Consider the following 23,330-nt stretch of genomic DNA (forward strand, 5'->3'; position numbering starts at 1 on the left):
AAAAAATGGATAAAAGAGCCGTCAATAGCGTTGAGACCAACGATCGAATCTGCGATTATGGTTGGGGGATTGTTCTGTGCCTCATCCTGTTATTTTGTCTGAGTATGGGGGCGCTTTATTTTGCGAGTAGTCGTGACTTAAATCCTACCAGTCCAGTTAAAACAGTTGGACTGCAGATGATATGGTATCTCTTAGGGAGTCTATTGGCTAGTCTCATTATGCACGTTAGTGAAAGGCAGTTGTTGCAGTGGGCCACTGTTGGTTACTATTGTGGATTAGCGGGGTTAGTCTTAGTGTTGTTTTTTTACAGCAGAGCTTATTTTATTCAGACGGGAGCCAAAAGTTGGTTTGCGATTGGGCCCTTGACGTTTCAACCGGCAGAAGTGATGAAGCCATTTTATATTTTGATGATGAGCCGCCTATTGGTAGAAGATTATCATCGGGGCTTGCATGAGCGTGCCCAAGACGACTGGCGGCTTTTAAAGAAAATGCTGGGCTACACCTTACCCATCATTATCTTGTTGAAGTTCATTCATGATTTGGGGACGACAATGGTATTCGTGGCGATTCTAGCAGGGTGTTTACTTGTCTCGCAATGTCGCAGTAAATTTCTGTGGCGGCTTTTCTTATCCGCGGGTACAGTTGGCGCGGGCCTGGTTTGGGCGGCCACTTCCAGTGGGGGGCAACAGTTATTGACGCATCTGGGATTTAAAGCCTACCAATTTGCTCGAATTAACTCTTGGATTAATCCCAGTGGGGATACTTCAGGGCAAAGCTATCAATTGTGGCAAAGTATGACGGCGATCGGTTCTGGAAGACTCTGGGGAATTGGATTTCACCACCAATCCGTTTACGTGCCAGTCAGAGAGTCTGATATGATTTTTTCGGTGATTGGCGAAACAACAGGATTTGTTGGCAGTGTCGTTGTGTTAGGAATCTTTATGTACTTAATTTATTTAGTGGTGCAAGCAGCGATGACGAGTCATCAACTGTTATACGTTTATGTATCAATCGGGGTAGCAGTCATGCTCGTCTTCCATCTGTTTGAAAATGTTGGAATGACGGTGGGGTTACTCCCATTGACGGGAATTCCCTTGCCCTTTATGAGCCAAGGTGGGTCTGCTTTGCTCGGTAATTTTATGGGGATCGGTCTCGTTCTTTCAGCACAGTACCGGAGCTTTAGATCCATCTTTTCGTTACCTAATAAGTTTTATTAACAATGTTGGTTCCATAAGTAAAGTGAAAAAAGTTTAAAGGAAGCCTAAATAAACGTAATAATTGTTTTCGTTGGGATGATTTCTAGTGGTGAACGATTGACTATTCAGATAGTTGCTTCTAAAATGCAGTTGTTGGTACGAAGACCAATGAAAAAATAAATTGCAATTAGGTGAGGTTACTTTAAGAACATAGGTTGTTGCCCAGAAATGTCGAGAGACAGGAATGAGTAAAGCAGAGATTGCCGAATTAAGGCTTTTTCAAAACAACTAGACAAGTTCTTACGTCTTAAAGTGCTAAAACTCAATGAATGCGTCGAGACAAAACTCGCAATCCATTTTGGTTTTAAAGGCCCATCAGCTGCAATCTTGCTGATGGGCCTTTTAGTCGCTGAGCTAAGCGCAATTTAACGATAGGAAGGGGTACTTATGACGTGGTTAAAATTACCAAGGAAGTGGCAACCGGTAGTTGGAAATCTCGTGTTATGCGGGATTGGTTTAGGAATTTTGATAATGATGGGGTGGTGCCTCACGCAAATGAACCGCCCACTTAGTCAGTTACCGACACAACAACAGTTAGATGTGCTGGGATCTAAGAATTATTTCACGTTCGCGCAACTTGTCGAAGCGGCGTTAAGAACAATGACCCGCTTGTTTATTGGCATGCTGTGGTCATTAGCGTTTTCTTTAGTATTTGGCGTCATGGCGGCGCGTTACAAAACGGCTCGGTATTTTATCTTGCCGCTCGTTAATTTATTAGAATCGGTACCATTACTGGGCTTTCTCACATTTACCACGGCTTGGTTTATGGGATGGTTTCCCAATAATGTGTTGGGTGTTGAAGCCGTCGCCATCTTTGGCGTATTCACGGCCCAGGCTTGGAATATTATGTTGGTACTATATCAGTCGCTGCGGGTGACGCCGAAAGAATTACTGACGGTCGCCGATCAGTTTGGCTGTAATAGCTGGCAACGGTTTTGGCGGCTAGAATTTATTTATGCCGTTCCTGGAATCTTATGGAATATGGTTATTTCACAATCAGCCGCGTGGTTTGCCTTAGTTGCCTGTGAACAAGCCACCGTGGCGTTCCCACGGACAGAGACCTTAATTCTTCCCGGGATCGGGTCGTATATCCAGATTGCTTTGGATAGGTCGAACTTTGGCGCGGTCGCTGCGGCGCTGGGTGCCTTACTGGTCTGTGTGTTATTTACTAATGTGTGTCTTTTCCAGCCACTAATAAAGGGGACGGTTCACTATAAATACAGTACGGGCACAGATAATCAGTTACCGCCGCAGTCACGAGTCTACGATCTGGTGAGCCACGCTAAGTTACCTAAGTGGCTGCATCAGTGGGGACATCAGGTGTCTACGTGGTGGTTGCTTAGCTTACCCCAGATTTGGGAAAACCTACGATTGCCACAATTTATGCAGTGGTTGCATAAGTGGCTAAAGCTTTGGTTGACGCTGTGGTACTTCAGCTTAGGCTGTGCCATGGTAGGATTAATCGGATTTTTAGCGACTTATTTAAAATGGCTCAATTGGCAAACACTCATTTGGTGGACACTTTTAACAACTGGCCGGGTGTTAGCAGCGGTGGTATTATCGGCGCTGATCTTTATCCCGTTAGCAGTTTGGGTAGCCAGCAATCCGCGCCGATTAAATAGAATCCAGCCCTGGGGGCAAGTTATTGGCTCGATTCCTGCGGACGTGTATGTCCCGGTGGTGGCACTACTTATTGTCGCAACCGGGACCACGCATCAGTGGTGGGTGATTCCACTGATTATGACCGGTACGCAATGGTACTTTTTCTTTAATGTTATTGCGGGGTACTTGGCAATCCCCGCTGACATCCAAGAAGTCACACAAGTCTTTCACCTAAAAGGTTGGCGCTGGTGGACGCGATTTTTATTTCCCTCACTTTTCCCCTACTTAATTACAGCAATCATCAATGCGGCTGGTGCTGCATGGAATGCGGATATTGCTGCTGAGTTGATTACTTGGGGAACCAAGCAATTTTCCGTTGCGGGATTAGGGGCGTATATCGCGGGTAATACGGACAATAAGCCAGCGGAAGCCACTGGGGTATTGATTATCTGTGGGTTGGTAGGGATCTGTGTCATCTTTATTTGGCAGCCCCTGTATCGGTTTGCAGAACGACGATTTCATTATTAATCGGGGAGGTAGCACCATGACAAATAGCGAATTATTAAATGTCAAACACGTCTCTAAGACGTTTGAACACGCAGAAAAATCAGGCATTCGGCCAGTTTTGACGGATATTAATCTTGCTGTTAAACCGGGACAGTTTATCAGTATCATAGGTCCATCAGGTGTGGGTAAATCAACGTTGTTACGCATGATGGCTGGTATTAGCCGGCCGAGTACAGGGACGATTGATTTTGCTGGGAGACAGATCGTTAAGCCCAGTCAGCGAATCAGCATGGTCTTTCAAAACTTTGCGCTGTTCCCTTGGCTCACAGTACAGAAGAATATTGCATTTGGGTTAGAGAATAGTCGGAAACGCAATCAGGGACAAATTCAGCAGAAAGTGCGTGACCTAATCAACCTGATTGGGTTGAAAGGGTTGGAAGCAGCTTATCCGTATGAGTTATCCGGTGGCATGAAGCAACGTGTTGGATTTGCCCGCGCTTTGGCGGTGAACCCTGAATTATTGCTGTTGGATGAACCCTTTTCAGCATTAGATGTGTTAACGGGGGAGCAATTGAGTTCAGATTTGATGACCTTGTGGCGACAAGGTGACCTGAATATGAAAGCGTTGGTGATGATTACGCATAATATTTCCGAAGCGGTTCGATTGTCTAATGTCATCTATGTGATGAATGGGTCTCCGGGAACCTTAGTCCGCGTGTATCGGCTTAAAACGCCTGTTGAACAACGGACGGCATCACAAATTATGCGCAAAACACTTGAAATAACGCAATATTTCAAGCAGATGAATCGCAGGTAGGAGGCGTAACTAATGAAGCATGGGCAGAGCCAACATTTTCGAGTAAGGCGATTGGTTTGGTTAGTGGGAGTCTGCTTGGTGATCGTATTAATCGCCGTGACGGTTGAAGGCGTTCAGTTTTTTCAGACGTTACGTTCGTTTAAAGAAGAACAGGTTATCAAGCACCATCAAGACTTGGCTAACAAATCAGTCAGCATATTTTTGTTACTCGGACTGGATAACAGTGGGAAAAGAAAGTTATCAACTAGTCGAACGGATGGCATGATGGTGGTTATCGTGAATCATAAGACTAAGACAATAACGTTGTGCAGTTTGTTGCGAGACACGTTTACGAAGATCTATTCGCAACAATATCATGGCTATCAGCGAATTGAAACGGCCTATACGTACGGTGGTGATGCGGCCGCTGTTGCAACGGTCGAGCATTTCTTGAAGCTACCGATTGATTACTACGTGACGCTAAACTGGGATGGTTTTATTCAAGCGATTAATGATATTGGACCATTAAGCGTTCGCGTCGATCGTGCTTTTGTTGGTCAAAACTATTGGGGACACGCTGTTCATTTTAAAGCGGGACTACAGGAGATGAATGGTGCCCGCGCCTTGGCTTATGCCCGGGAGCGCCACGTCGATAATGACCAATATCGTGGCTTCCGACAACAGGCGGTGTTGTATGCGTTACTTAAACGACTCAATCAAGGGGCGTTAGTCGCTAAGGGAAGTCAGATAATGGGGGATGTGAAAGGACAAGTGCGAACCAATATGTCAGAAGGAGATATGTTGAGCTTGATTAAATACCGAACGGTTCTAAAGCACTATCGAGTCAAACGCGTGACATTTCAGTGGCGCACCTTTGATACGGCCGGGCGTAGTATGGTTGAAGTTTATCCAGATAGCCATCAACACACCATTGCTGAATTACAAGCTGCCGCCGGACGCCGGGCACCACTACCGCAAGGGCCATTTGTTACCAACGGGCACTATTTATACAATAGTGACGAGACGGTGCAGTCAGCGGCCAGCGAAGCCAAAGCCGACACCGATTATGGTAATCCACACGTTTATATTGGAGAGCCGGGTAATACTAAGACGGGACGCTTACCAATAGAAGTACCACTAACGAATGGTTTTCGGCAATCGGACCATACGCCAACCGCGTATCCCGACCATTAATGCGGGTCAAGAAAGGCGCTGGATGAGCAGCCGTTGTTGGCGATAGTCCAGCCCCGCAAAGTTAAAGCGAAAGGCCGAACGATCAGCGCCATAGATCGGTCCCGGCGTTACTAAGAGGTGCTGCTCAAGCAAATGCTCAAAAATATTGCGGTCAGCTTGTGTTACCCAGAGGTAAAAGCCACCCAAGGGCGTGACAAAGTGCCAATCGGGGCGTAATTGTCGAAGAATGGCGGTCACATTTTGGCGGCGCTGGGCGAGCTGAGTGGTGAGCTGGGTAACGCCGAGCGAAAATTCCGGACTGTTTAGGGCGTGATCGGCCATGACCTGGGCCAATAAACTGGGAACTAAATCCAAGTTTTTTTGAACCTGGCGAATGCGTTCACCGATAGCTTGTGGGGCGACAATCCAGCCAATTCGGGTGTTAGACCCCAGCAGCTTAGATAACGAACTGATGTAGATCACATTGTCTGGTGCGAGGGCCTTAAATGGGGGAACTGCGATGTCACGATCAACCAGCCAACCGAAGACATCATCCTCAACGATGGCGACCTGATAGCGTTGGCATAGTGCCAGAATAGCCTGACGTTCGGCTAAGGGGAGGATGCGCCCAGTTGGGTTTTGGAGTGTGGGATTTAAGATAAGTAGTTTAATCCGGTGCTTAATAATGGCGGTCTCTAACGCCGTCAAATCTAAACCAAGAGTGGTCGTTGGAATCGTGTAGGCGCGTACACCGGCGGCACTGAACACCGCGCTGGCGCTAAAATATGATGGTGTAACAAAGGCTACCGCGTCTCCCGGCTGTAACAGGCTATTAAGAATGAGGAGGAGCGCTTGCTGGGCACCGCCGGTGATAATCAGGGACTGGCGGTCCAATGTGAATTGCTGACGTGCGGTGTGATAGCGATTGATGGTTTGCATGAGCGGCAGATAACCCGTACGTTCCTCTTGTTGTTGAGCAGTCAAAAAACCCTGCCAGTCTAAGGTTAAGGTTCCCAATTGGGGAATGAGGTTGGTTGGCAGCTCATTTGCTGCTGCGTCAATGAGGGGAACCGTTGCGGTAGTTCGAGCCTTGGCTAGTTTTCGTTGATACGTAGCGTGTCGGGTGGCAGTAGTATTCTCCAAGAAGGCTTGCCAGTTAACTTTATTAGCCAGTTGATTGACGTGAGGTAGTTGGGCGACAAACGTCCCGCTACCTCTTTTTTTGACCAAGATACCCACGGCAGCCAGGTCTAATAAAGCGCGGGTAACGGTTGACCGATCAACGTGCAATAACGTCGCGAGTTCGCGTTCAGCTGGCAGACGTTGGCCGGGGAGCAGATCACCATTTTGAATGGCCTGCTTAATAAATTGCGTAATGGCGAGGTATTTAGGCTTGATGGCGGGCAGATGTGACCAATTTAGCATACGTCCAGATCCTTTCGTGATTGCTTCTAGCATAGCATAATTGGCTGGTTTTAAAACAAGCCAATTGGTGGTTGTACTTGAGTCACAGCTGACCCATACTGGAGAGCGTGGGGGCGATCAGATGGAAAATGTCTTAACCATTGCCGGCTCGGATAGCTTAGCTGGTGGCGGTATACAAGCCGATTTAAAAACGTTTGAAGAATTACATACTTTTGGCCTGAGTGTGCTCACGAGTGTTGTGAGTGTGCTCCCGGATGAACTGAAGGCTTTTCAGTTGCCGGCTGAAGTTATGGCGACACAGTTAACATCCGTTTTTGACCAGGTCCCGATTAAGGCCGTTAAGACAGGATTACTCGGTAATTTGACAGCGCTTACTTTGACAGTCAAATGCTTACGTTCATCCCAAATATCGGTGGTCGTTGATCCCGTAATGGTCTTCAAGGAAGGGCCGTTGCAAGTGACGCCCGAGTATTTAACGGCCTTGAAAGAGACACTGTTGCCATTGGCCACGATCACCACACCCAATCTGCTGGAAGCCCAGCAGCTAAGTGGATTAACCATTACCAATCGTGAACAGATGGTCGCAGCAGCTCGGCAGATTCAAGCGCTAGGGTGCCCTAATGTGGTCATCAAGGGTGGCAGTCGCTTGGGTGGGTCAGTGGCCCCGGATTGCTTGTTGATTGGGGATGACGTGACGTGGTTAGAAGCGCCAATCATCTTGAATGCAGCCAGCGATGGGGCAGGTTGCACCTTCTCAGCCGCAATTACCGCGCAATTGGCAAAAGGCCAGGAGCTACTTGAAGCGGTGACGTTTGCTAAAAAATTTGTGCATGCTGCCATTACACACGGCGTTGCCATTAGTCATGACTATGGTAGTGTGTGGCCGGGTGGCTGGCATCAGGCGGTGACGAAATGACCAAAGGAAGCTTAAAAGAAAACACGATTGCAGCGGTATTAATTGCCATGACGGTGGCACTATCTATTCTCGTCGTCATTCCAATTCCGGCGACTAAAGGGATTGTTACCTTGTGCGAAGTTGGTATCTATACCAGTGCCATTTTGTATGGTCGGCGAATGGGCTTATTAGTTGGTGGCGCTAGTGGCTTTTTAATTGATATTTTGACGGGCTATCCAGTCTGGTGTCTCTTCTCGCTGGTGATCCACGGCACGCAGGGGCTAGTCGTTGGGTGGTTGCTTCCGCGACACCATAAAGGTATTAGGAGCATGCTATTACCGCTATTAGTCGGGAGTTTGGTGATGGTGATTGGGTATTGCTTGGCCACGACCTTGCTATTTGGCTGGCCAGCCGGATTGGCATCAATCTTTGGTAATGTGGTTCAAGTTGGTTTTGGTGCAGGGGTAACCCTCTCAATTGTGGGGCCTTTGACGCGGTTGAAACCAGATTTAGTATAAAAATAGGAGCGTTTAATATGACAGAAATGAACTTAGATCACTTAACACAGCAGGTTACAACGATTGTTCAAGACGTGTTGGCGGCGGCAAAATTACATCGTGGGGATGTCTTTGTCTTGGGGTGTTCAACTAGTGAGGTCGTGGGTGGACACATTGGTAAGAATTCTGATTTGGCGGTGGGCACTACGATTATTCGGGCGTTGCGTGCCCAGTTGGAACCGCAGGGGATTCATCTGGCAGTTCAGGGATGTGAGCACATCAATCGTAGCCTCGTGATGGAACGTGCAGTAGCCGCAGATAAAGGATTTGAAGAGGTAACTGTTGTGCCTGCGCTGCACGCGGGTGGGGCTTGTTCCATTGCAGCCTTTCAGCAGTTCACCGACCCAATTGAAGTCGAACACGTTGTGGCACAAGCCGGTTTAGATATTGGTGATACAGCAATTGGGATGCACGTGAAGTTCGTTCAGGTGCCCGTTCGGCCAAGTATTTTGGAACTCGGCGGGGCTCACGTGACGGCCCTCCGCTCACGACCAAAATATGTTGGCGGTCCCCGGGCTAATTATGATCCGATTGCGTAGGTTCTCCAACTGGTGGTGAGTGTTGTGATTGTTGTCCGCCCTCTGGTCGCGGTAAAGGGGCTGGAACGTACCGGACACGACTTTAAGCCAAGCAACCCACTTGTCTTAAAGCTCGGTCTTATTCTAAGCGCACGAAAGACGCGCCCTAAGGATAACGACGGTACTGAGCCCATTTGCCGCTTCCCGCTGGGCTACGGCGGTGTTGGATGGCAAGGAGTGGTAGTCTTGTCGGATTTAAACTGATATTGCTGCAAGATGAAAGAGAATGAATTTTAAGAAAAGTAGCGACTACTGACGGAAATGGCGGATCAGTAGTCGCTACTTTTGCGTTTAATGTTCAGCGCTGCCAATTTTGGCAGATGGTGAAGCCCGGTTTAATTTGGAGACATACTTACGGTATACTAAAGGTCATCGATTAAGGAGGACCTTTCATGAATGACCCGAGAATCTTACCCGCAACATTAACTGCGCAGAGCTTTTTAGCCATTACAGCTGATGAAGACCGGCAGCTACAAATGGCCCATGTACAACAGCAGACGATTGCAGACCAGTCGCTGGAGCATCCGTTGATTGATCAGTGTTTATTTGAAGGGACGACATTTATTAATGATAACTTCTATCGTGCAGAGTTAACTGATGTTATTTTTAAGAACTGTACATTGGTTAACTGTCAGTTGGAAGCGGCCAGCCTGTACCGAGTTCAACTGCAGAATTGTAAGTTGGTCGGGACCACCTTTGACCACGCGGTATTTAGAGACGTGGTCATCACGGACTGTGATTTATCATTGGCCAATCTTAATGAGGTTAAGTTCACTAGCGTCAAGATAATAGCAAGTCGATTAGTAGAAGTTAATTGCCTCGACAGCGTGATGATTAAGACTCAATTGACCCGCTGTGATTTGAATCAGGCCGATTTTTCTGGTACTGGGTTAAAGGCCCTTGATCTGAGTACGTGTGACTTTGATGAGTTACGGCTAACGGCCAATGACTTGCGCGGGTGTCATTTAAATACCGAGCAGGCGGCGTATTTCGCGCAACAGCTTTTAGGGGTTCAGTTAGCGTGAAATGGTTGTGGCCGCGAGACGAATCTCTTCCGGGAGTAAGTCGGGGTCGTCAATCTTAGCTAACAGACGGTCGATGGCTGTTTGCCCCAGTTGTGCAATAGGTTGCCGCGCCGTGACAATTGGCTGGGGTAAGAAGTCAAACCAATCTTGATCGTCGAAGCCACCTAAATGAATGGGTGGGAGATCAAGCGCTGGAAGTTTACGTAAAACTTCCTCCATGATGGTATTGTCGGCAACGAAGAGGCCATCGCATTTTTGATTAACCAGTAGCTGGCGGGTCATCTGTTGTACGTTACTATTGTCCGTTCGCGCCGTTGCCTCAATAGCAGCATCAGGCTCGAAGCCAGCCTGGGTTAGGGCTTCTCGGTAACCGGTCATGCGTTCCGTCGCTGTAAAGGAAACGGCGCTATTGATGATTCCAATTCGTTGGGCGCCTTGATGAATAAGCTCAGTGACAACAGCCTGCGTGCCCTGGATATTGTCAACCAGCACGCGATCGTAAGCTAGTTGGCCAGTAACGGGCGGCATGCGATCAACAAAGACAGCTGGTGTGTTGCCCAAAATATCAGTGTACTTAGTGGGGCCACCAGCACTGGTGATGATAATACCATCAACTTGTTTTTCTAGTAACAGACTGAGTGCGTTGGCCTCTTTGGCGAGACTCTCATCGGTGTTGACCAACACAACATCATAGCCGGCTTTATCTGCGGCGTCTTCAATGGCCCGACTGAGTTTAGTAAAGAATGCATTTAAAATATCTGGGATAATGACCCCAAGGGTATGGGTATGTTGGAGTCGAATGCTACGAGCAAGGCCGTTGGGGTGATAGCCTAAGTTATTCGCAATGTTTTGAATCTTTTGGCGCGTATCGCGTTTAACTCGTGGGCTGTGAGTCAGCGCGCGGGAAACCGTTGCTTCGGACACCCCTGCAGCCTTAGCGACATCCTTAATCGTTACTTTTCCAGTCATAAAAATTCACCTCGTCACCTGATTTTATGGGCCATGTATCATAGCTATTAATATTATGTTAGCGGTTCAAACCGGTGGACGCAAGCCAGATTCAACGATTTTTTTACAAAAGGTCTTGCGTTATCCCCTAATGTAATGCTAAAATTATTTCTTGTTGGGGGTCAGGTATTGACCACTTATTGGGCTATAGCCAAGTGGTAAGGCAACGGGTTTTGATCCCGTGATGCGCTGGTTCGAACCCAGCTAGCCCAATTAGAGAAATTTATGGTGAATCCTATCGGTCAATTATGACTGATGGGATTTTTTTGTACAGAAACGGTCATTTTCTCATTAAAGTTAGGTATGATAGGTATAGAGACTATCATGAACGGAAGGATAAGGTGACGATGGGTGATCAGTAGAGAACAGCAAATCTTAGAGTGGATTAAGCAAAATCCAATGATTTCACAAAACGAATTGGCCAAGTTAGCTGGTATTACCCGTTCTGGTGTGGCTGCGCATATTTCTAACCTAGTGAAAAAAGGCTATATTCAAGGGAAAGGCTATGTGATTACACCACCTAAATATGTGACGGTAATTGGTGGCGCCAATATGGATGTTTTTGGTGTTGCTAAAGAACCTATCAAAAATCAAAGTTCTTATCCAGGTAATATTTACTATAAGTTAGGTGGAGTTGGTCGCAATGCGGCTGTTAATTTGAGTAAGTTAGAACTAAAGACCTATTTAATTACAGCATTAGGTGATGATCGCAATGGCGAACGAATTAAAGAAGATGCTTTAAAAAATGGTGTTGATATTAGTCATTCAACGCAAGTTAGTCAAGCTGCAACGTCGACCTATATGTATGTGAATCAACCCAATGGAGATCGTATTGTCGGAATTGATGATATGGCGATTAATAGTTATCTATCGCCGGAGTATCTTATGCAACAGGAACAAGTCATTAATAATTCCGACTTAATTATCATTGATTCTAATTTGCCTAAGCGTAGCATTAAGTGGCTTTATAATAATGTGCAAGTGCCGATATTTGCGAAAGCCGTTGGTCGTAATAAGATGATGAATCTTTATGATGGCATGAATCGGTTGGATACGTTGGTCATCAATGCAGTTGAAGCAACCGTGCTGACAAAAGTAACGATTACTGACGAACAAACAGCACGTATGGCAGCGGAACGATTGCTGGAACGTAGTGTCCAGAACGTTTTTATTTATATCGATGAAGTGGGTATTCTTTATCAAAGCCAGACGCAAGCCTACTTTTTTCAAGATGATGAAAAGATTCCTCGTAATACGAATGGTGCAGGTGCTGCTGCGATTGCGGGCCTAGCTTGGGCGCGGGTGAATCATCAAGATTTTTTGGAGACGGCTAAGTTTGGTGTGGCGGCGGCTTATATTACCACCGAATCATATGATGCAGTTAATCAAACAATGGCTTTGGCTAAGCTAACTGAGCGACAACAACAAATTTCAGATTAGTCGCTTAAAAAATGGTATTTCCGAAAGGAGATGCCATTTTTTTGTTTTGTGAAAGTCAGAGATTATATGGCTGTTAAATACTGAACAATAGGTGATACCGGCAGATTTAAAAATGAGCAAACTCCAAGTACTTTTGAAAGCGGATACATTTGGTGTTGACAAACCCTACCTAATGATTATATTATCTAAGTGTCAAATGACTATACGAATAAACAATTGTTTATAAATTGCTTTTAACTAAACGGGAGGCAATCTACATGAACAGTCAGAAGTTACAAAGTGAAACGGGTTATGTAGTTGTGGTTGGCGGAATGAATATGGATATTTTCGGAATGCCAGACAGAAAGGTAATTGAACGTGATTCCAATATTGGCGAGATTGGCATGGCCGTTGGTGGTGTAGGTCAAAACATTGCGCAAAACTTAGCACATCTTGAGGTACCAACCTACCTCGTCACCGTTTATGGCGATGATTATAACGGGGCTTTGTTGCAACAGTCTTGTGCAGAGAACCATATCTCATTAGATCAGGCACATGAGATCAAAGGAGGTCGGTCCTCAACCTACATGTACATCACTGATGAGCATGGTGACATGCTAGTGGGTGTGAATGACATGGCGATTTGCGAACAGATTACGCCGGAATTCTTAGCGACTAAGTTAGACTTCATTAATCACGCTGATATTTGTTTGATTGATGCCAATATTTCCCAGCAAGCCATTGATTGGCTTGGCAGTCATGTAACGGTTCCATTATTTGGAGATACCGTATCAGTGACCAAGGCGCACCACTTCGAGCACATTTTAAATAAGCTGCATACGTTAAAGCCCAATGCGTTAGAAGCATCACTGCTGAGTGGCGTGAAAGTTACGGATACACAATCTGCTGAGGCAGCAGCGGCTGTCTTGTTGGATAAGGGTGTGCAAAACGTTTTTATTTCATTGGGAGCAGATGGTATTCTGTGTGCCAACCAGCGTGGAATGGTCCACGTGCCGATTCTAAAAACCGATATTGTTAATGCCAATGGTGCTGGTGACTGTGGTATGGCAGCAATTACTTGGAGTTACTTTACGAATCCGGAACGTGAGCTACAGGCGACTGGGCAAATTGCTCAAGCAGCCTCTAGCATTGCATTAGAAAGTACAAAGTCGGTGCCAGATATTACCCCGCATCAAGTTAGCCAAAAATTAGAAGCACTCACAATTTTAAATTAAGAAGGAGCGATTTTTTATGATTAAGCAAATTTATTCTTTAATTCAATATGACGAAGCTGTTAAGACGATGGCGGCCGGTGCCGACAACATCGGATTAGTACCGATGCAACACGGTGGCGTTCCTGCTCATCGGGTACCGTTGGATCGCGTCCACAAAATCTTCGATGAAGCCAAGCGCCGTGGCGTGACCTCCGTTGCCATTATGTTGACGAATGATCCCCAAGAGATGATTGACATTGCTGAAAAGGTTCAGCCAGATATTTTGCATATTGCCGGAGATGGTTATGCTGCTGATGCCGAATTTGCTAAGCGGCTAAAGGCAGTGGCACCACATACAGAACTCATGCAGGCCGTGTTAGTGGACAATGAAAGTGCCATTGATCGGGCTAAACACTTTGAAGATTTTGTTGACTATATTCTCTTAGATTCTGGCTTGGCGCATGATACCGGTATTGGTGCTAGCGGAGAAACCCATGATTGGAACATTGATGCCAAGATTGTCCAGGAAGTTAAGGTACCGGTGATTGAAGCTGGTGGTTTAGGACCTGATAATGTTGCGGCCGCAATTGAAAAGATTCGACCATACGGGGTTGATTCGTTGACTAAGACGAGCATCAAGTATGAGGGCGGTAATATGGAGAAAGATATTGATAAGGTTAAGGCCTTTTGTCAAAATGCAGATGCTGCAGCTGAAAAGTTAGGATTATAAATATTAGGAGGGCGGTGAAATGTCAGCAAGGTATACACCGAAGACCATCGCATTAGCGCTTCTTGGTATTTTCCTAGTTTGCATGGGAGTGGCTTTTAATAGCAATACGCAGCTTGGTAATGACCCGGTGGGCATTATTTATGATGGTTTGCGAACGACATTTCACTTAGAACAAGCACAGTTGGGGACCGTTTCGAACTATTTGAATGTTGTTTTGATTATCGGATTATTCTTCATGGGTCGTCATTATGCCAGTTGGGGAACCCTGATGTATCTCGTTCCTTATGGGGTATTTGTCTCAATCGGGTCGGCTCTATATCCCATGATTTTTACATCAACGACGTTACTTGGTCGATCGTTAGGCGGCTTGGTCGGTATTTCCTTATATTACTTAGGAATTAGTTTGTTTGTAGCGGCCGACATTGGTGTGGACCCATTCAGCGGGTTCATGTTGACGTTGCGGGATAAGACCGGTTGGAGCATGCGCCGTAGCAAAATAACATTTGATGGCGCTCTGATCATCATGGGCGTTTTATTGGGCGGTAAGTTTGGCATTATTACGATTTTAACGGCCTTAACGACGGGACCAACGATTCAGGCATTAAGTAGTATTTTTCGTAAGCACCTTATCTTGAGACAAAATTAAGGAGGAATTGCAGATGGATGTAAAGTTACTGCAGCGCGTTAAGGTGTTAGACACCGATCACTTGGCGCAGACTGTTTTAGAGGTTCTCCAAACAGAAGGGTATCAACGTCCACTGTTTGTTATGGATAGTTTTCTGGCACAGGTCCCATTGGTGCAGGAAACTCAGGCTTTATTGGAGAAAAGTGGGATAACTGTTAGCGTGTTTGATCAGGTAGTATCAGATCCACCGGCACAAACAATTCGAGACGGTGTAACGGCATTTGGGGCCGCCCATGCTGATAGTTTAATTGCAATTGGTGGGGGGAGTTCAATTGATGTCGCCCGCGGTATTAATATTGTTCGGGTTAATGGTGGCGATATTTTAGACTATACCGATACGCAAAAGTCGATTGAACCATGTCCGGGATTAATTGCTATTCCAACAACCTCAGGGACTGGTAGTGAGCTTTCTAATGCATTGGTTGTGACGGACGTGGCAACTGAGAAAAAGGTAGCGATTTTAGCGGATAACGCCGTTAGTGAATATGCTATATTAAATCCAGATTTACTCTTATCTTTACCTAAAAAAATGACCATTGCCACTGGGTTAGATGCATTTTCTCATGCGGCCGAAGGTTATACGTCCCGGCTAGCAAGTCCTGTAACGGACGCGATTTGCGAAAAGGTGATGTTTTTACTTTATAATTATCTGCCGCGAGCAGTGGAAAATGGTCACGATCGGGAGGCCCGCCAACGTGTCATGGTAGCGGCTGCCTTAGCCGGGTGGATGCTTAATAATGCTGGGACGAATGCAGGACATTCAATAGCCCATATCTTAGGATCTAAGTATCATCTGGTTCATGGCGAAGCCGTTGCGTATGCTTTGCCAGGGGTTCTTGAACAAGTTGCCCCACTCTTACCCCATAAGGTAGCTGAAATTGGTCAAATCTTAGGTGTGGCGTACGCTCCAACAGATACCTTATCAGAGCGGTGTAATCAAGCCATTAAGGCGTACCAACACTTTCGAGATGATTTAGTCGGCTTGCATCCATTTAACGATTATGGGATTTCTGAAGAAGAACTAGTGACGAATGCTGAGGCTGTTGCAAATGAACAATTTGCAGGAAACACACCTGGAGAGATGAACAAGCAAGTCGCCACAAAGTTATTAACACGATTTGGTTGTCGGGCTTAATCAAAACGAAAAAGGGTGAACGTCATGAATTTTGTTTTTCTGTTAACAGGATTAGCATTGGTTTTTGGCATCAGTTGGCTGATTAGTACAGACCGTAAGCATATTAAATATAAACGAATGGGAATTTTATTTGGTCTGCAGTTGGTAATTTCCTTTCTATGTTTACATACGTCTGGTGGGGTTAAGACTTTAGCAGGCATCTCTAGCTTTTTTAATTGGTTAATGGTTCAAGCGGCTGGCGGTGTTAATTTTGTCTTTGGTGGATTCAGCATTAAAGCCGGTTCTTCCGTTTTCTTTCTAAACGTATTGATGCCGATTGTCTTCATCTCGGCGTTAGTTGGTATTTTGAATTACATTAAGGTGCTACCGTTTATTATTAAGTGGACTGGCTGGGCACTAAATAAAGTTGCGGGTATGGGAGAATTAGAAAGTTATTTTGCTGTATCGACCGCTATTTTGGGACAACCAGAAGTTTTCTTAACCGTTAAGGATCAAATTCCCAAGTTAAATGAACGGCGTCTGTATACCATCTGTGCGTCGGCAATGAGTGCCGTCTCCGCTGCCATGTTGGCCTCATATATGAAGATGGTTCCCGGAAAGTTTGTCGTGGTTGCGGTTTTCTTGAATATCTTATCGGCGTTGATCATTTCTTGTGTGGTCAACCCTTATGAAACAGAAGCGAATGATGAGTTGGTTCAAGTATCCAAGAAGAAACAAGAACCATTTTTCCAAGTTTTGGGAACCTACATTACGGACGGCTTTAGTTTAGCGATTACCGTAGGCGCAATGTTGATTGGTTTTGTGGCACTGGTAACCTTCTTGAATAGCTCATTTATTGCTTTGATTCATATTTCCTTTACGGATTTGATTGGTTATGTTTTTGCGCCAGTAGCCTTTTTGATGGGCGTGCCAGCGCATGAAGCGATGAAAGTCGGCAGTCTGATGGCAACAAAATTGATTACTAATGAATTTGTGGCGATGGGAACTTTGCATGGCATGGCCGCTGGGTTAAGTGCAAAAGCCAATGCCATTATTTCCGCTTACCTGGTTTCCTTTGCCAACTTTGGGACGGTTGGGATTATTACCGGTTCAATCAAATCTATTAGCGCAGAACAAGGTGGTTACGTGGCTAAGTTCTCAATGAAGTTATTGTTGGGTGCGACGTTAGCATCAGTATTGACTGGAACCATCGTGGGGATGTATTTCTAGGAGGGATTAAAGTGAAACGGCAATGGATCAGATTAATCGAATTAGTTGTCGGCTCATGGCTGTTGTTTTCCTTGGGAACCCTGGTTAGTGTGCAGACGGGAACACCGAGCGTCAATTGGCGCCCCACATTTAATACCCTATTATTTGCATTAATGTTGTATGCTTGGAGTATCTTCATTGTTTATCAGCAGCGACGATTTGCAAGCGCTTTAATGGGCTTTGTCATTGTGGTCTATAGTTGTGGCTTTCTTAGCCTAATGATTACTGCCATCAAACAATTTGCTATAGTCAGTCGTTTTTCAAGTTTAGTTATCATCATAAGTTTGGTTGGACTGTTCGTTAATGGGCTTTGGTTCAAGACCGGTCGCCAGCTGAATAAACAACAATCTAGTTAAGATAGGAGTCTCACTCATGAAAAAAATAATTCTCGATTGTGATCCCGGCCACGACGATGCTTTGGCAATGATGCTGGCATTGGCTAGTCCGGATATTGACCTACTGGCTGTTACGACATCAGCGGGGAATCAAACACCAGAAAAGACTCTGAATAACGCGATGCGACTGCTGACACTGATGCAACATCAAGAGATTCCAGTGGCGGGTGGTAATCGAACACCATTGTTAAAACCATTGGAAACGGCTGGTAATGTCCATGGTAAGAGTGGCCTTGATGGTGCTGAGTTACCAGAGCCTGACTTTGCCGTTCAACCCGTACCAGCTGTCGAATTGATGGCACAAACATTGCGGGCTAGTGCAGAGCCCGTTACCTTTGTGGTGACGGGTCCCATGACCAATATGGCTCTATTCTTACGGGTTCATCCCGAACTGACTGATAAAATTGAGCGGATTGTCTTTATGGGCGGCGCGATGGGGCTAGGTAACTGGACGCCTTCTGTGGAATTTAACATTTACGTTGATCCAGAAGCTGCCAAAATCGTGTTGAATGCCGGCATTCCGTTGACGATGGCCCCATTGAATGTGACCCATCAAGCACAGATTCTCAAACCCGAAATTGAGGCGATTGGTGATATTAACAATCCAGTTGCCCACGCCTTTTACGGGCTTCTGAATTTCTTTGAACGGTACCATGAAGCACCTAAATGGGGCTTTAAGGGCGCGCCATTACATGATCCTTGTACGATTGCGTGGCTCTTACATCCAGAAATGTTCCACAGTGAACTGATGAACGTTGATGTTGAAACGCAAGGAGAACTGGTTCGGGGCGAAACGGTTTGTGATTATTATGAACTGACTGGAAAGCCTAAGAATACCGATGTTCTCTTGGATATTGACCGTGATGCCTTTATTCGGTTGATTACGGATTCTTTAAAAACCTTTAACTAGTGAGTAAAACGACGTACCACCGACAACGAAGCAGGTTGTGGGTGGTACGTTTAGGTTTTCTTAACCTGTCGCCACGGCTTTTAAGCTATACTAGATGAACGAAAATTTCATCGAGGTGAACAATAGTGACACAACGCGCTTATCCGCTCCATGAACAGCTTTTATTTGGTTGTGGTCTGACAATGACTGCCGGTGCTTTAGATGCCTATTCTTACTTGGCTCACGGGGCCGTTTTTGCGGGGTTACAAACTGGTAACTTAATTTTACTCGGTACCCATCTGGGACAGCTCCAATTGGCCGCTATCGGTCGTTATCTGACGGCAATGGTAGCCTTTATGTTGGGAACGATGCTGGTTCGTGGCCTACAGCATGTATTTGAAAATCGGGCCGTTAATCAGCCTGCACTGGTTTTGTGGCTGGAACTAGGGTTATTGGTGATTGTCGCTGGGACCACCCGCGTGCTACCGGACATGGTGATTACTGCGTTACTGTCGTTAGCAGCAGCTGCTGAACTGCAAGAGTTTCGCCAGATTAAGGGCGCCCCATTTACGCCATTAATGATGACGGGAAACTTCCGGACGGTAGCAGAAGCACTCTATGATGGTGTTCGCTACCGAGATCGCGCAGCGCGGCAAAAGGCGAAAGATACCCTGATGTTGATGGGAAGCTTTGTGATTGGGGCCGTTTTAGTTGGACTGTTGTACTTGTCGTTAGGGACCTATAGTGTTGCGGTGCCCATCGTGATTGTCGGTGGTTTGATCGGCTGGCTACACGAACAGACGCGTCAGCGAAAATGGAAGCATTAATGGCTAGTAAAAGAGAGTGGGACTAGTTGCCGCTTGGCGCACGTTTCGGCACCAGATATTTAGAAACGCAAAAAGAGCCTGAGACTTTTGTCTCAGACCCTTTTTTGACGAATTAAGATTTTGTTGCATCGAATTTATAAGCTGAGTCATAGAATGGCACGCGGTAGGCCCGATAAGCGTAGGCTTTGGCGGCCGCATTCTTCATAGTAGCATTGAAGACTTGTTCGCCACTCTTAGTCACTTCGATAATGTTACTTTCTTGACCACCATTCTTGTAACCAAAATCAATCAGAACGTTACCGTTACTTTGCTTCTCGGCATAACCGATAACACTAGTAAAGTTGGTCTTACCTAGTGATTTTCCATAAGCCCAAGTCTGCTTGATGGTCATTTTCTTTTGGTTAACGTGGTATTGAACGGCTTGTGAGTATTTACCGGAGGTCTGCTTATTCCCGTTGGTCACTGCAATGTTGTTATCATACAGGATAAAGTTTTCACTGTTGGCGGAGTTGTTACCGCCATTGTTTAGGAGGTACAGCCCGTGTTGGCCCCCGGTCACGGTCGTTCCTTTGGCCGGTGTTAACAAATACTTCCGGTAGGCTTTAGGCCAAGTTGATTTCTTTTTACCACTATAAATCCATTTGATATGATCTGTCTTGTAATCCAATTTCATAATCATATCTTGATTCCGACTTGAAATTACAATCGACTTATCATTTTTATCGTAGTCCACGGCATTTTGGTGTAACCAATCGATCTTGCCGTCGGAACCTTTTTGATACTTAGCCCACATGGATTTCGGCAGAAGTTTCTTCATATCAATGACCTTTACGATTTTACCGGTCTTGTGAGACACCTCAACCATCGTATCTTCCTTGTACTTTGAACCATCAGAAACGGTGGCTAGTAAGTTATGGTTCGGAAGCTCAACCAAGTCATGGTGAATGACGGTCGTTTCTTTGCCACCATCGGTACTACTGGTCTTGTTCGCAAAACTATATTCCTTATAAACACGGCCCAAATAGTCCGTCTCGATTAAATCATTGTAAACGTCTGAATCAATATCTTTCTTTGACAAGATCATAATGTGACCATTGGACCACTGTTCAATGGTGTGTTGCGAATAATTGGTGTCATACCACCGAACATTGCCATCAGCATCAATCGCAAAGGGTTGCTTAGTTGTTCGATTAATAATGGTCAATTTATTTTTCCCAATATTCATCTTGGATTTCTTCACATTTTTGGTCGTAATGGTGGCGTCCGTGATGTATTTTGGCAGGGCACTGGTTGTTAACTTTAGCGTCTTAGTCTTAGTCGTGCCAGTCTTGGTGGTCGTGGTGATTTTTACCGTATTGGCGTAATCAGCGTATAGGCCAACGACCGGCACTTGATGGGTCTTGGTATAGCCGCCATTGACCGTGTTGGTGATTGAAGTCTTGTCAGACTTGCCTACGACAGTGTAGGTCACCTTAACTGCCTCGGTCGTCTTGAATGTCACTAAGGCTGACAGGGGAGAGGACCCGTAAGGATTCACCTTGACGTATGGTGAGTCCAACGTGTACTTGCTATTTTCGGCCGCAGTTTTGTATTTAGCTGTCAGGCTTTTTTGCTTATCTTGGCGGGTCGTAATGATCTGGGTATCAAGATTTTTCTTGATCTGCGCAGTCGTTAAGGCCACCTTGTTGTTCTTAATCTTGTAACTTGATGAAGCGCTTTTCGTGCTGGAACAGCCAGCTAAGCCGACCGTTAAAACGGCCAGAGAGACAACGGCGAGCGCTGCCAAACGGTGGTGTCTGAATTGCAATTGAGCCATCTCCTTCGGTATCTTATCCAAAAAAGAAGAGAGTTGGCCCTAAGCCCACTCTCCCCCTAAGATTATGTAACACCTTAAATATACTCGAGATATAAATTAGTCGTGTTAACAAACTCTGAAAAAAGTAGGAATGATTTATGAACATCCTATGAATAAAGGTGAATCGGGTATAAGGTTAACGGTTTAGCTAAAATAGAACGGTGACTGTTCAATGCCTAATTGCAGCTAGGAAGGAGACAATCCTAAATCAATGGTATCAGTGATTTATGCACGCTTGGTGGGGAGACCATTTGGCCTAACAAAAAACCAGTGACAACCGACTTTAAGTCGACTATCACTGGTTGGTTTTTCTTATGCTTGTGGGTCGTTAACCACGCTAAAGTTATCATTAGTCGTGGCGTCAATGATGGGGTGTTCTTGGAGGTAATCGGCAATGATTTCACTCATCGCGCCTTGACCTTCTGCCACAATCTTACTGGCGTCAAACATGCTGTAGTGACCGCCGCCAACGGCCCGATATTGATTTAACACAATTCGCAGCGGCTGGTCGGGTTCCACGGGTCGACCGTGGTAGGTCAGATTCTCGACGCGCTGACCGACTGGCTTAGCGATATTTAGCCGATAATTGACCCCTTCATACATGTCATAATTGTATTGACGACGCTTGGGGTGAATAAAGGCCGGATTAACCACGATTTGATGATCCTTAACGCTAAAGTAACGCGCACTGACTTCCATCGCCGCTTTGAGATCGGCGCCAGTGATGTTTAATAGCGATAGGCCGTTGGGGTAAACGTAATTTGTCATGATATTACGCATCGTGATAGGATTTTCAAAACCGCGCGCTTCATCGTTGAATAGCGCCGTTGCCGAAATGTCAGCGCCCATCGTAGCCATCTGAACTTTTTGGATAAATTCGATATAGGGTGTTTCCCGCATACGTGCGGCAAAAGGATCATCAAACGTCATGTCACCTTGAATGTGGCCGAGTGGTTGGTCCAACCAATGACCGACTTCTGTATTGAGATCATCGGCCGCGGCGATAACTTTAGGATCAAGAGGGGCGTCTTTAGTGAAGACTAACTCAGAATCATGGTTGATGACCGAGACGTGACCGGCGTCGTCCCGCCGAAGGTCAAGGGTGATCTTTCCGACGGCCTGCCCGCGAAAGCCTGGCTGTGTGGTAGGGATGTCGAATACGTTTGTTGCTAATTGGCGATGTTGATGGCCAGTCACCAAGGCGTCAATGCCGGGGATAGCTTCCAAAATATGGTAAGCCTCATTTTCACCCACGTGAATGTCATTAGGTTGACCGGTTGATAAGTCACGCTCAAACCCGCCGTGGTAACAGACAACGACGATGTCCGCTTGCTTTTTGATGATGGGGACGTACTTCTTGGCAGCAATAAAGGCGGATTCAAATTGTAGGCCACTAATATTAGTGGCTTTTTCCCATTTATAGACAGCCTGAGTGGTTAATCCCAAGACCCCAATTTTAAGGCCATCTTTTTCGATAATCTTGTAAGGCTGCCCGTATTCGGGGTCGCCATTTTGATCTAAAATATTGGCACACAGAATTGTCCGCTTCGCATCACGGATAGCGCCTTGTAAGTAGGCTTGGCCGTAGTTGAATTCATGATTTCCCAGAATACCACAGTCATAATCGATTTGATTATAAATGGACATCAAAGGCTGGGGATCACGTTCGGGTCGGACCCGGGCGACATAGTATGCCAGTGGGGAGCCTTCCAGAAAGTCACCATTTTCAATGGTGATCACGGGACCTTCGGCTTTAGCGGCGGCTTGTTCACGCGCAATGACAGTGGCAGCCCGAGCAAGGCCGAACCCCTGATGACTGCCCTTTTTGACATAGTTTGTGGGATAGACGTACCCGTGGGTATCACTTGTTGATAAAATTGTCAGCTTCATTTTAGATGTCACCCTCCAAGTTAGGACGTCTGGCTGGCCACGGGTCACATAGACCAGTTGCTGACAGACCGTTGGTGAAAGGCCTTGGCTCTTTCACGTGTTAAAGAAATTATAAGCTAATTTGCCCTGAGTGTAAATTTAGGGTGGCAAAATTTGTGAAATTCTGAGATTTTTCTCATTTTAAACGAACGGTATCAGGTTTTAGACCGATTATTGCCGGA

Annotated in this window: 21 protein-coding genes, 1 tRNA gene and 1 riboswitch; of the genes, 18 read left to right on the forward strand and 4 right to left on the reverse strand. The window is 45.9% G+C overall.

The genetic code is table 11. The features are described 5' to 3' along the window. The first annotated feature begins 5 nt into the window (after window positions 1–5). From FC61_RS07210 to FC61_RS07225, 4 genes are all read left to right on the forward strand, one after another. Complete coding sequence (locus FC61_RS07210; RefSeq protein WP_021741258.1) at window positions 6–1,217, forward strand: FtsW/RodA/SpoVE family cell cycle protein; 1,212 nt, start codon at window positions 6–8, stop codon at window positions 1,215–1,217. Window positions 1,218–1,372: 155 nt separating this feature from the next. Next, window positions 1,373–1,536: riboswitch (M-box (ykoK) riboswitch) on the forward strand. Window positions 1,537–1,643: 107 nt separating this feature from the next. Then, the gene (locus FC61_RS07215; protein WP_021741259.1) at window positions 1,644–3,386 is read left to right on the forward strand and encodes an ABC transporter permease subunit; all 1,743 of its coding nucleotides are present in this window, start codon (window positions 1,644–1,646) and stop codon (window positions 3,384–3,386) included. Window positions 3,387–3,402: 16 nt separating this feature from the next. Next, window positions 3,403–4,182, forward strand: coding sequence for an ABC transporter ATP-binding protein (locus FC61_RS07220; protein ID WP_021741260.1), 780 nt, complete (start codon window positions 3,403–3,405; stop codon window positions 4,180–4,182). 12 nt (window positions 4,183–4,194) lie between these two features. After that, the gene (locus tag FC61_RS07225) at window positions 4,195–5,355 is read left to right on the forward strand and encodes an LCP family protein (RefSeq protein WP_021741261.1); all 1,161 of its coding nucleotides are present in this window, start codon (window positions 4,195–4,197) and stop codon (window positions 5,353–5,355) included. A gap of 6 nt (window positions 5,356–5,361) precedes the next feature. Here the strand turns inward: FC61_RS07225 and FC61_RS07230 are convergent, their stop codons facing one another. Then, window positions 5,362–6,759, reverse strand: coding sequence for an aminotransferase-like domain-containing protein (locus FC61_RS07230; protein ID WP_042516703.1), 1,398 nt, complete (start codon window positions 6,757–6,759; stop codon window positions 5,362–5,364). Between the two features lie 121 nt (window positions 6,760–6,880). Between FC61_RS07230 and thiD the strand changes: the two genes are divergently transcribed. From thiD to FC61_RS07255, 4 genes are all read left to right on the forward strand, one after another. Continuing rightward, complete coding sequence (gene thiD / locus FC61_RS07235) at window positions 6,881–7,675, forward strand: bifunctional hydroxymethylpyrimidine kinase/phosphomethylpyrimidine kinase (RefSeq protein ID WP_042516704.1); 795 nt, start codon at window positions 6,881–6,883, stop codon at window positions 7,673–7,675. Next, window positions 7,672–8,172, forward strand: a complete 501-nt coding sequence (locus FC61_RS07240; protein WP_011668925.1) for an ECF transporter S component — start codon at window positions 7,672–7,674, stop codon at window positions 8,170–8,172. Before thiD ends, FC61_RS07240 begins: the two co-directional genes overlap by 4 nt. 17 nt (window positions 8,173–8,189) lie before the next feature. Next, entirely contained in the window at window positions 8,190–8,750 is a 561-nt protein-coding gene (locus FC61_RS07245) for a TIGR01440 family protein (protein ID WP_021741266.1), read from the forward strand. 431 nt (window positions 8,751–9,181) lie between these two features. Next, a complete protein-coding gene (locus FC61_RS07255; protein ID WP_011668922.1) occupies window positions 9,182–9,814 on the forward strand; it encodes a pentapeptide repeat-containing protein in 633 nt (210 codons plus the stop codon). On the opposite strand, the gene FC61_RS07260 is transcribed toward FC61_RS07255, so the two are convergent. Continuing rightward, entirely contained in the window at window positions 9,806–10,783 is a 978-nt protein-coding gene (locus FC61_RS07260; RefSeq protein WP_021741586.1) for a LacI family DNA-binding transcriptional regulator, read from the reverse strand. The two genes, FC61_RS07255 and FC61_RS07260, sit on opposite strands and share 9 nt — an antisense overlap. Window positions 10,784–10,963: 180 nt before the next feature. Between FC61_RS07260 and FC61_RS07265 the strand changes: the two genes are divergently transcribed. The 10 genes from FC61_RS07265 to FC61_RS07310 all read left to right on the forward strand — a co-directional run bounded on the left by FC61_RS07265 (window position 10,964) and on the right by FC61_RS07310 (window position 19,364). Continuing rightward, a tRNA-Gln gene (locus FC61_RS07265) sits at window positions 10,964–11,035 on the forward strand. A 138-nt stretch (window positions 11,036–11,173) separates the two neighbouring features. Further along, a complete protein-coding gene (locus FC61_RS07270) occupies window positions 11,174–12,262 on the forward strand; it encodes a PfkB family carbohydrate kinase (RefSeq protein WP_021741587.1) in 1,089 nt (362 codons plus the stop codon). A 257-nt stretch (window positions 12,263–12,519) separates the two neighbouring features. After that, on the forward strand, window positions 12,520–13,476 hold the full coding sequence (locus FC61_RS07275) for a PfkB family carbohydrate kinase (RefSeq protein WP_021741588.1): 957 nt from the start codon (window positions 12,520–12,522) through the stop codon (window positions 13,474–13,476). Window positions 13,477–13,492: 16 nt separating this feature from the next. Beyond that, a complete protein-coding gene (locus FC61_RS07280; RefSeq protein WP_021741589.1) occupies window positions 13,493–14,185 on the forward strand; it encodes a phosphoribosylanthranilate isomerase in 693 nt (230 codons plus the stop codon). A 19-nt stretch (window positions 14,186–14,204) separates the two neighbouring features. Further along, window positions 14,205–14,831, forward strand: coding sequence for a YczE/YyaS/YitT family protein (locus FC61_RS07285; RefSeq protein WP_021741590.1), 627 nt, complete (start codon window positions 14,205–14,207; stop codon window positions 14,829–14,831). Window positions 14,832–14,844: 13 nt separating this feature from the next. Next, window positions 14,845–16,005, forward strand: a complete 1,161-nt coding sequence (locus FC61_RS07290) for an iron-containing alcohol dehydrogenase (protein ID WP_021741591.1) — start codon at window positions 14,845–14,847, stop codon at window positions 16,003–16,005. Window positions 16,006–16,029: 24 nt separating this feature from the next. Next, window positions 16,030–17,214, forward strand: coding sequence for a NupC/NupG family nucleoside CNT transporter (locus FC61_RS07295; RefSeq protein ID WP_021741592.1), 1,185 nt, complete (start codon window positions 16,030–16,032; stop codon window positions 17,212–17,214). Between the two features lie 11 nt (window positions 17,215–17,225). Further along, on the forward strand, window positions 17,226–17,609 hold the full coding sequence (locus tag FC61_RS07300; protein ID WP_035464435.1) for a hypothetical protein: 384 nt from the start codon (window positions 17,226–17,228) through the stop codon (window positions 17,607–17,609). Between the two features lie 16 nt (window positions 17,610–17,625). Beyond that, window positions 17,626–18,558 (forward strand): pyrimidine-specific ribonucleoside hydrolase RihA, encoded by a 933-nt coding sequence (gene rihA / locus FC61_RS07305; protein ID WP_021741594.1) that lies wholly within the window; start codon window positions 17,626–17,628, stop codon window positions 18,556–18,558. Between the two features lie 125 nt (window positions 18,559–18,683). After that, window positions 18,684–19,364, forward strand: a complete 681-nt coding sequence (locus FC61_RS07310; RefSeq protein WP_011668920.1) for a YoaK family protein — start codon at window positions 18,684–18,686, stop codon at window positions 19,362–19,364. Window positions 19,365–19,476: 112 nt separating this feature from the next. On the opposite strand, the gene FC61_RS07315 is transcribed toward FC61_RS07310, so the two are convergent. Both FC61_RS07315 and FC61_RS07320 read right to left on the reverse strand, forming a co-directional pair. After that, window positions 19,477–21,180, reverse strand: a complete 1,704-nt coding sequence (locus tag FC61_RS07315) for an aryl-sulfate sulfotransferase (RefSeq protein ID WP_145980461.1) — start codon at window positions 21,178–21,180, stop codon at window positions 19,477–19,479. 351 nt (window positions 21,181–21,531) lie between these two features. Then, window positions 21,532–23,109, reverse strand: a complete 1,578-nt coding sequence (locus tag FC61_RS07320) for a bifunctional metallophosphatase/5'-nucleotidase (protein ID WP_021741597.1) — start codon at window positions 23,107–23,109, stop codon at window positions 21,532–21,534. Between the last annotated feature and the right edge of the window lie 221 nt (window positions 23,110–23,330).

Origin of the sequence: Levilactobacillus brevis ATCC 14869 = DSM 20054 (genome assembly GCF_001433855.1) — a bacterium.
GTDB classification, from domain to species: Bacteria; Bacillota; Bacilli; order Lactobacillales; family Lactobacillaceae; genus Levilactobacillus; species Levilactobacillus brevis.

Excerpts from the sequence above, each read along its gene's own strand:
- FC61_RS07295 (WP_021741592.1), top strand. The coding sequence starts at position 16,030 with ATGAATTTTGTTTTTCTGTTAACAGGATTAGCATTGGTTTTTGGCATC.
- rihA (WP_021741594.1), top strand. The coding sequence starts at position 17,626 with ATGAAAAAAATAATTCTCGATTGTGATCCCGGCCACGACGATGCTTTG.
- FC61_RS07215 (WP_021741259.1), top strand. The coding sequence starts at position 1,644 with ATGACGTGGTTAAAATTACCAAGGAAGTGGCAACCGGTAGTTGGAAAT.
- FC61_RS07285 (WP_021741590.1), top strand. The coding sequence starts at position 14,205 with ATGTCAGCAAGGTATACACCGAAGACCATCGCATTAGCGCTTCTTGGT.
- FC61_RS07315 (WP_145980461.1), bottom strand. The coding sequence starts at position 21,180 with ATGGCTCAATTGCAATTCAGACACCACCGTTTGGCAGCGCTCGCCGTT.
- FC61_RS07240 (WP_011668925.1), top strand. The coding sequence starts at position 7,672 with ATGACCAAAGGAAGCTTAAAAGAAAACACGATTGCAGCGGTATTAATT.
- FC61_RS07210 (WP_021741258.1), top strand. The coding sequence starts at position 6 with ATGGATAAAAGAGCCGTCAATAGCGTTGAGACCAACGATCGAATCTGC.
- FC61_RS07245 (WP_021741266.1), top strand. The coding sequence starts at position 8,190 with ATGACAGAAATGAACTTAGATCACTTAACACAGCAGGTTACAACGATT.
- FC61_RS07260 (WP_021741586.1), bottom strand. The coding sequence starts at position 10,783 with ATGACTGGAAAAGTAACGATTAAGGATGTCGCTAAGGCTGCAGGGGTG.
- FC61_RS07230 (WP_042516703.1), bottom strand. The coding sequence starts at position 6,759 with ATGCTAAATTGGTCACATCTGCCCGCCATCAAGCCTAAATACCTCGCC.
- FC61_RS07225 (WP_021741261.1), top strand. The coding sequence starts at position 4,195 with ATGAAGCATGGGCAGAGCCAACATTTTCGAGTAAGGCGATTGGTTTGG.
- FC61_RS07280 (WP_021741589.1), top strand. The coding sequence starts at position 13,493 with ATGATTAAGCAAATTTATTCTTTAATTCAATATGACGAAGCTGTTAAG.
- thiD (WP_042516704.1), top strand. The coding sequence starts at position 6,881 with ATGGAAAATGTCTTAACCATTGCCGGCTCGGATAGCTTAGCTGGTGGC.
- FC61_RS07320 (WP_021741597.1), bottom strand. The coding sequence starts at position 23,109 with ATGAAGCTGACAATTTTATCAACAAGTGATACCCACGGGTACGTCTAT.
- FC61_RS07290 (WP_021741591.1), top strand. The coding sequence starts at position 14,845 with ATGGATGTAAAGTTACTGCAGCGCGTTAAGGTGTTAGACACCGATCAC.
- FC61_RS07275 (WP_021741588.1), top strand. The coding sequence starts at position 12,520 with ATGAACAGTCAGAAGTTACAAAGTGAAACGGGTTATGTAGTTGTGGTT.
- FC61_RS07220 (WP_021741260.1), top strand. The coding sequence starts at position 3,403 with ATGACAAATAGCGAATTATTAAATGTCAAACACGTCTCTAAGACGTTT.
- FC61_RS07255 (WP_011668922.1), top strand. The coding sequence starts at position 9,182 with ATGAATGACCCGAGAATCTTACCCGCAACATTAACTGCGCAGAGCTTT.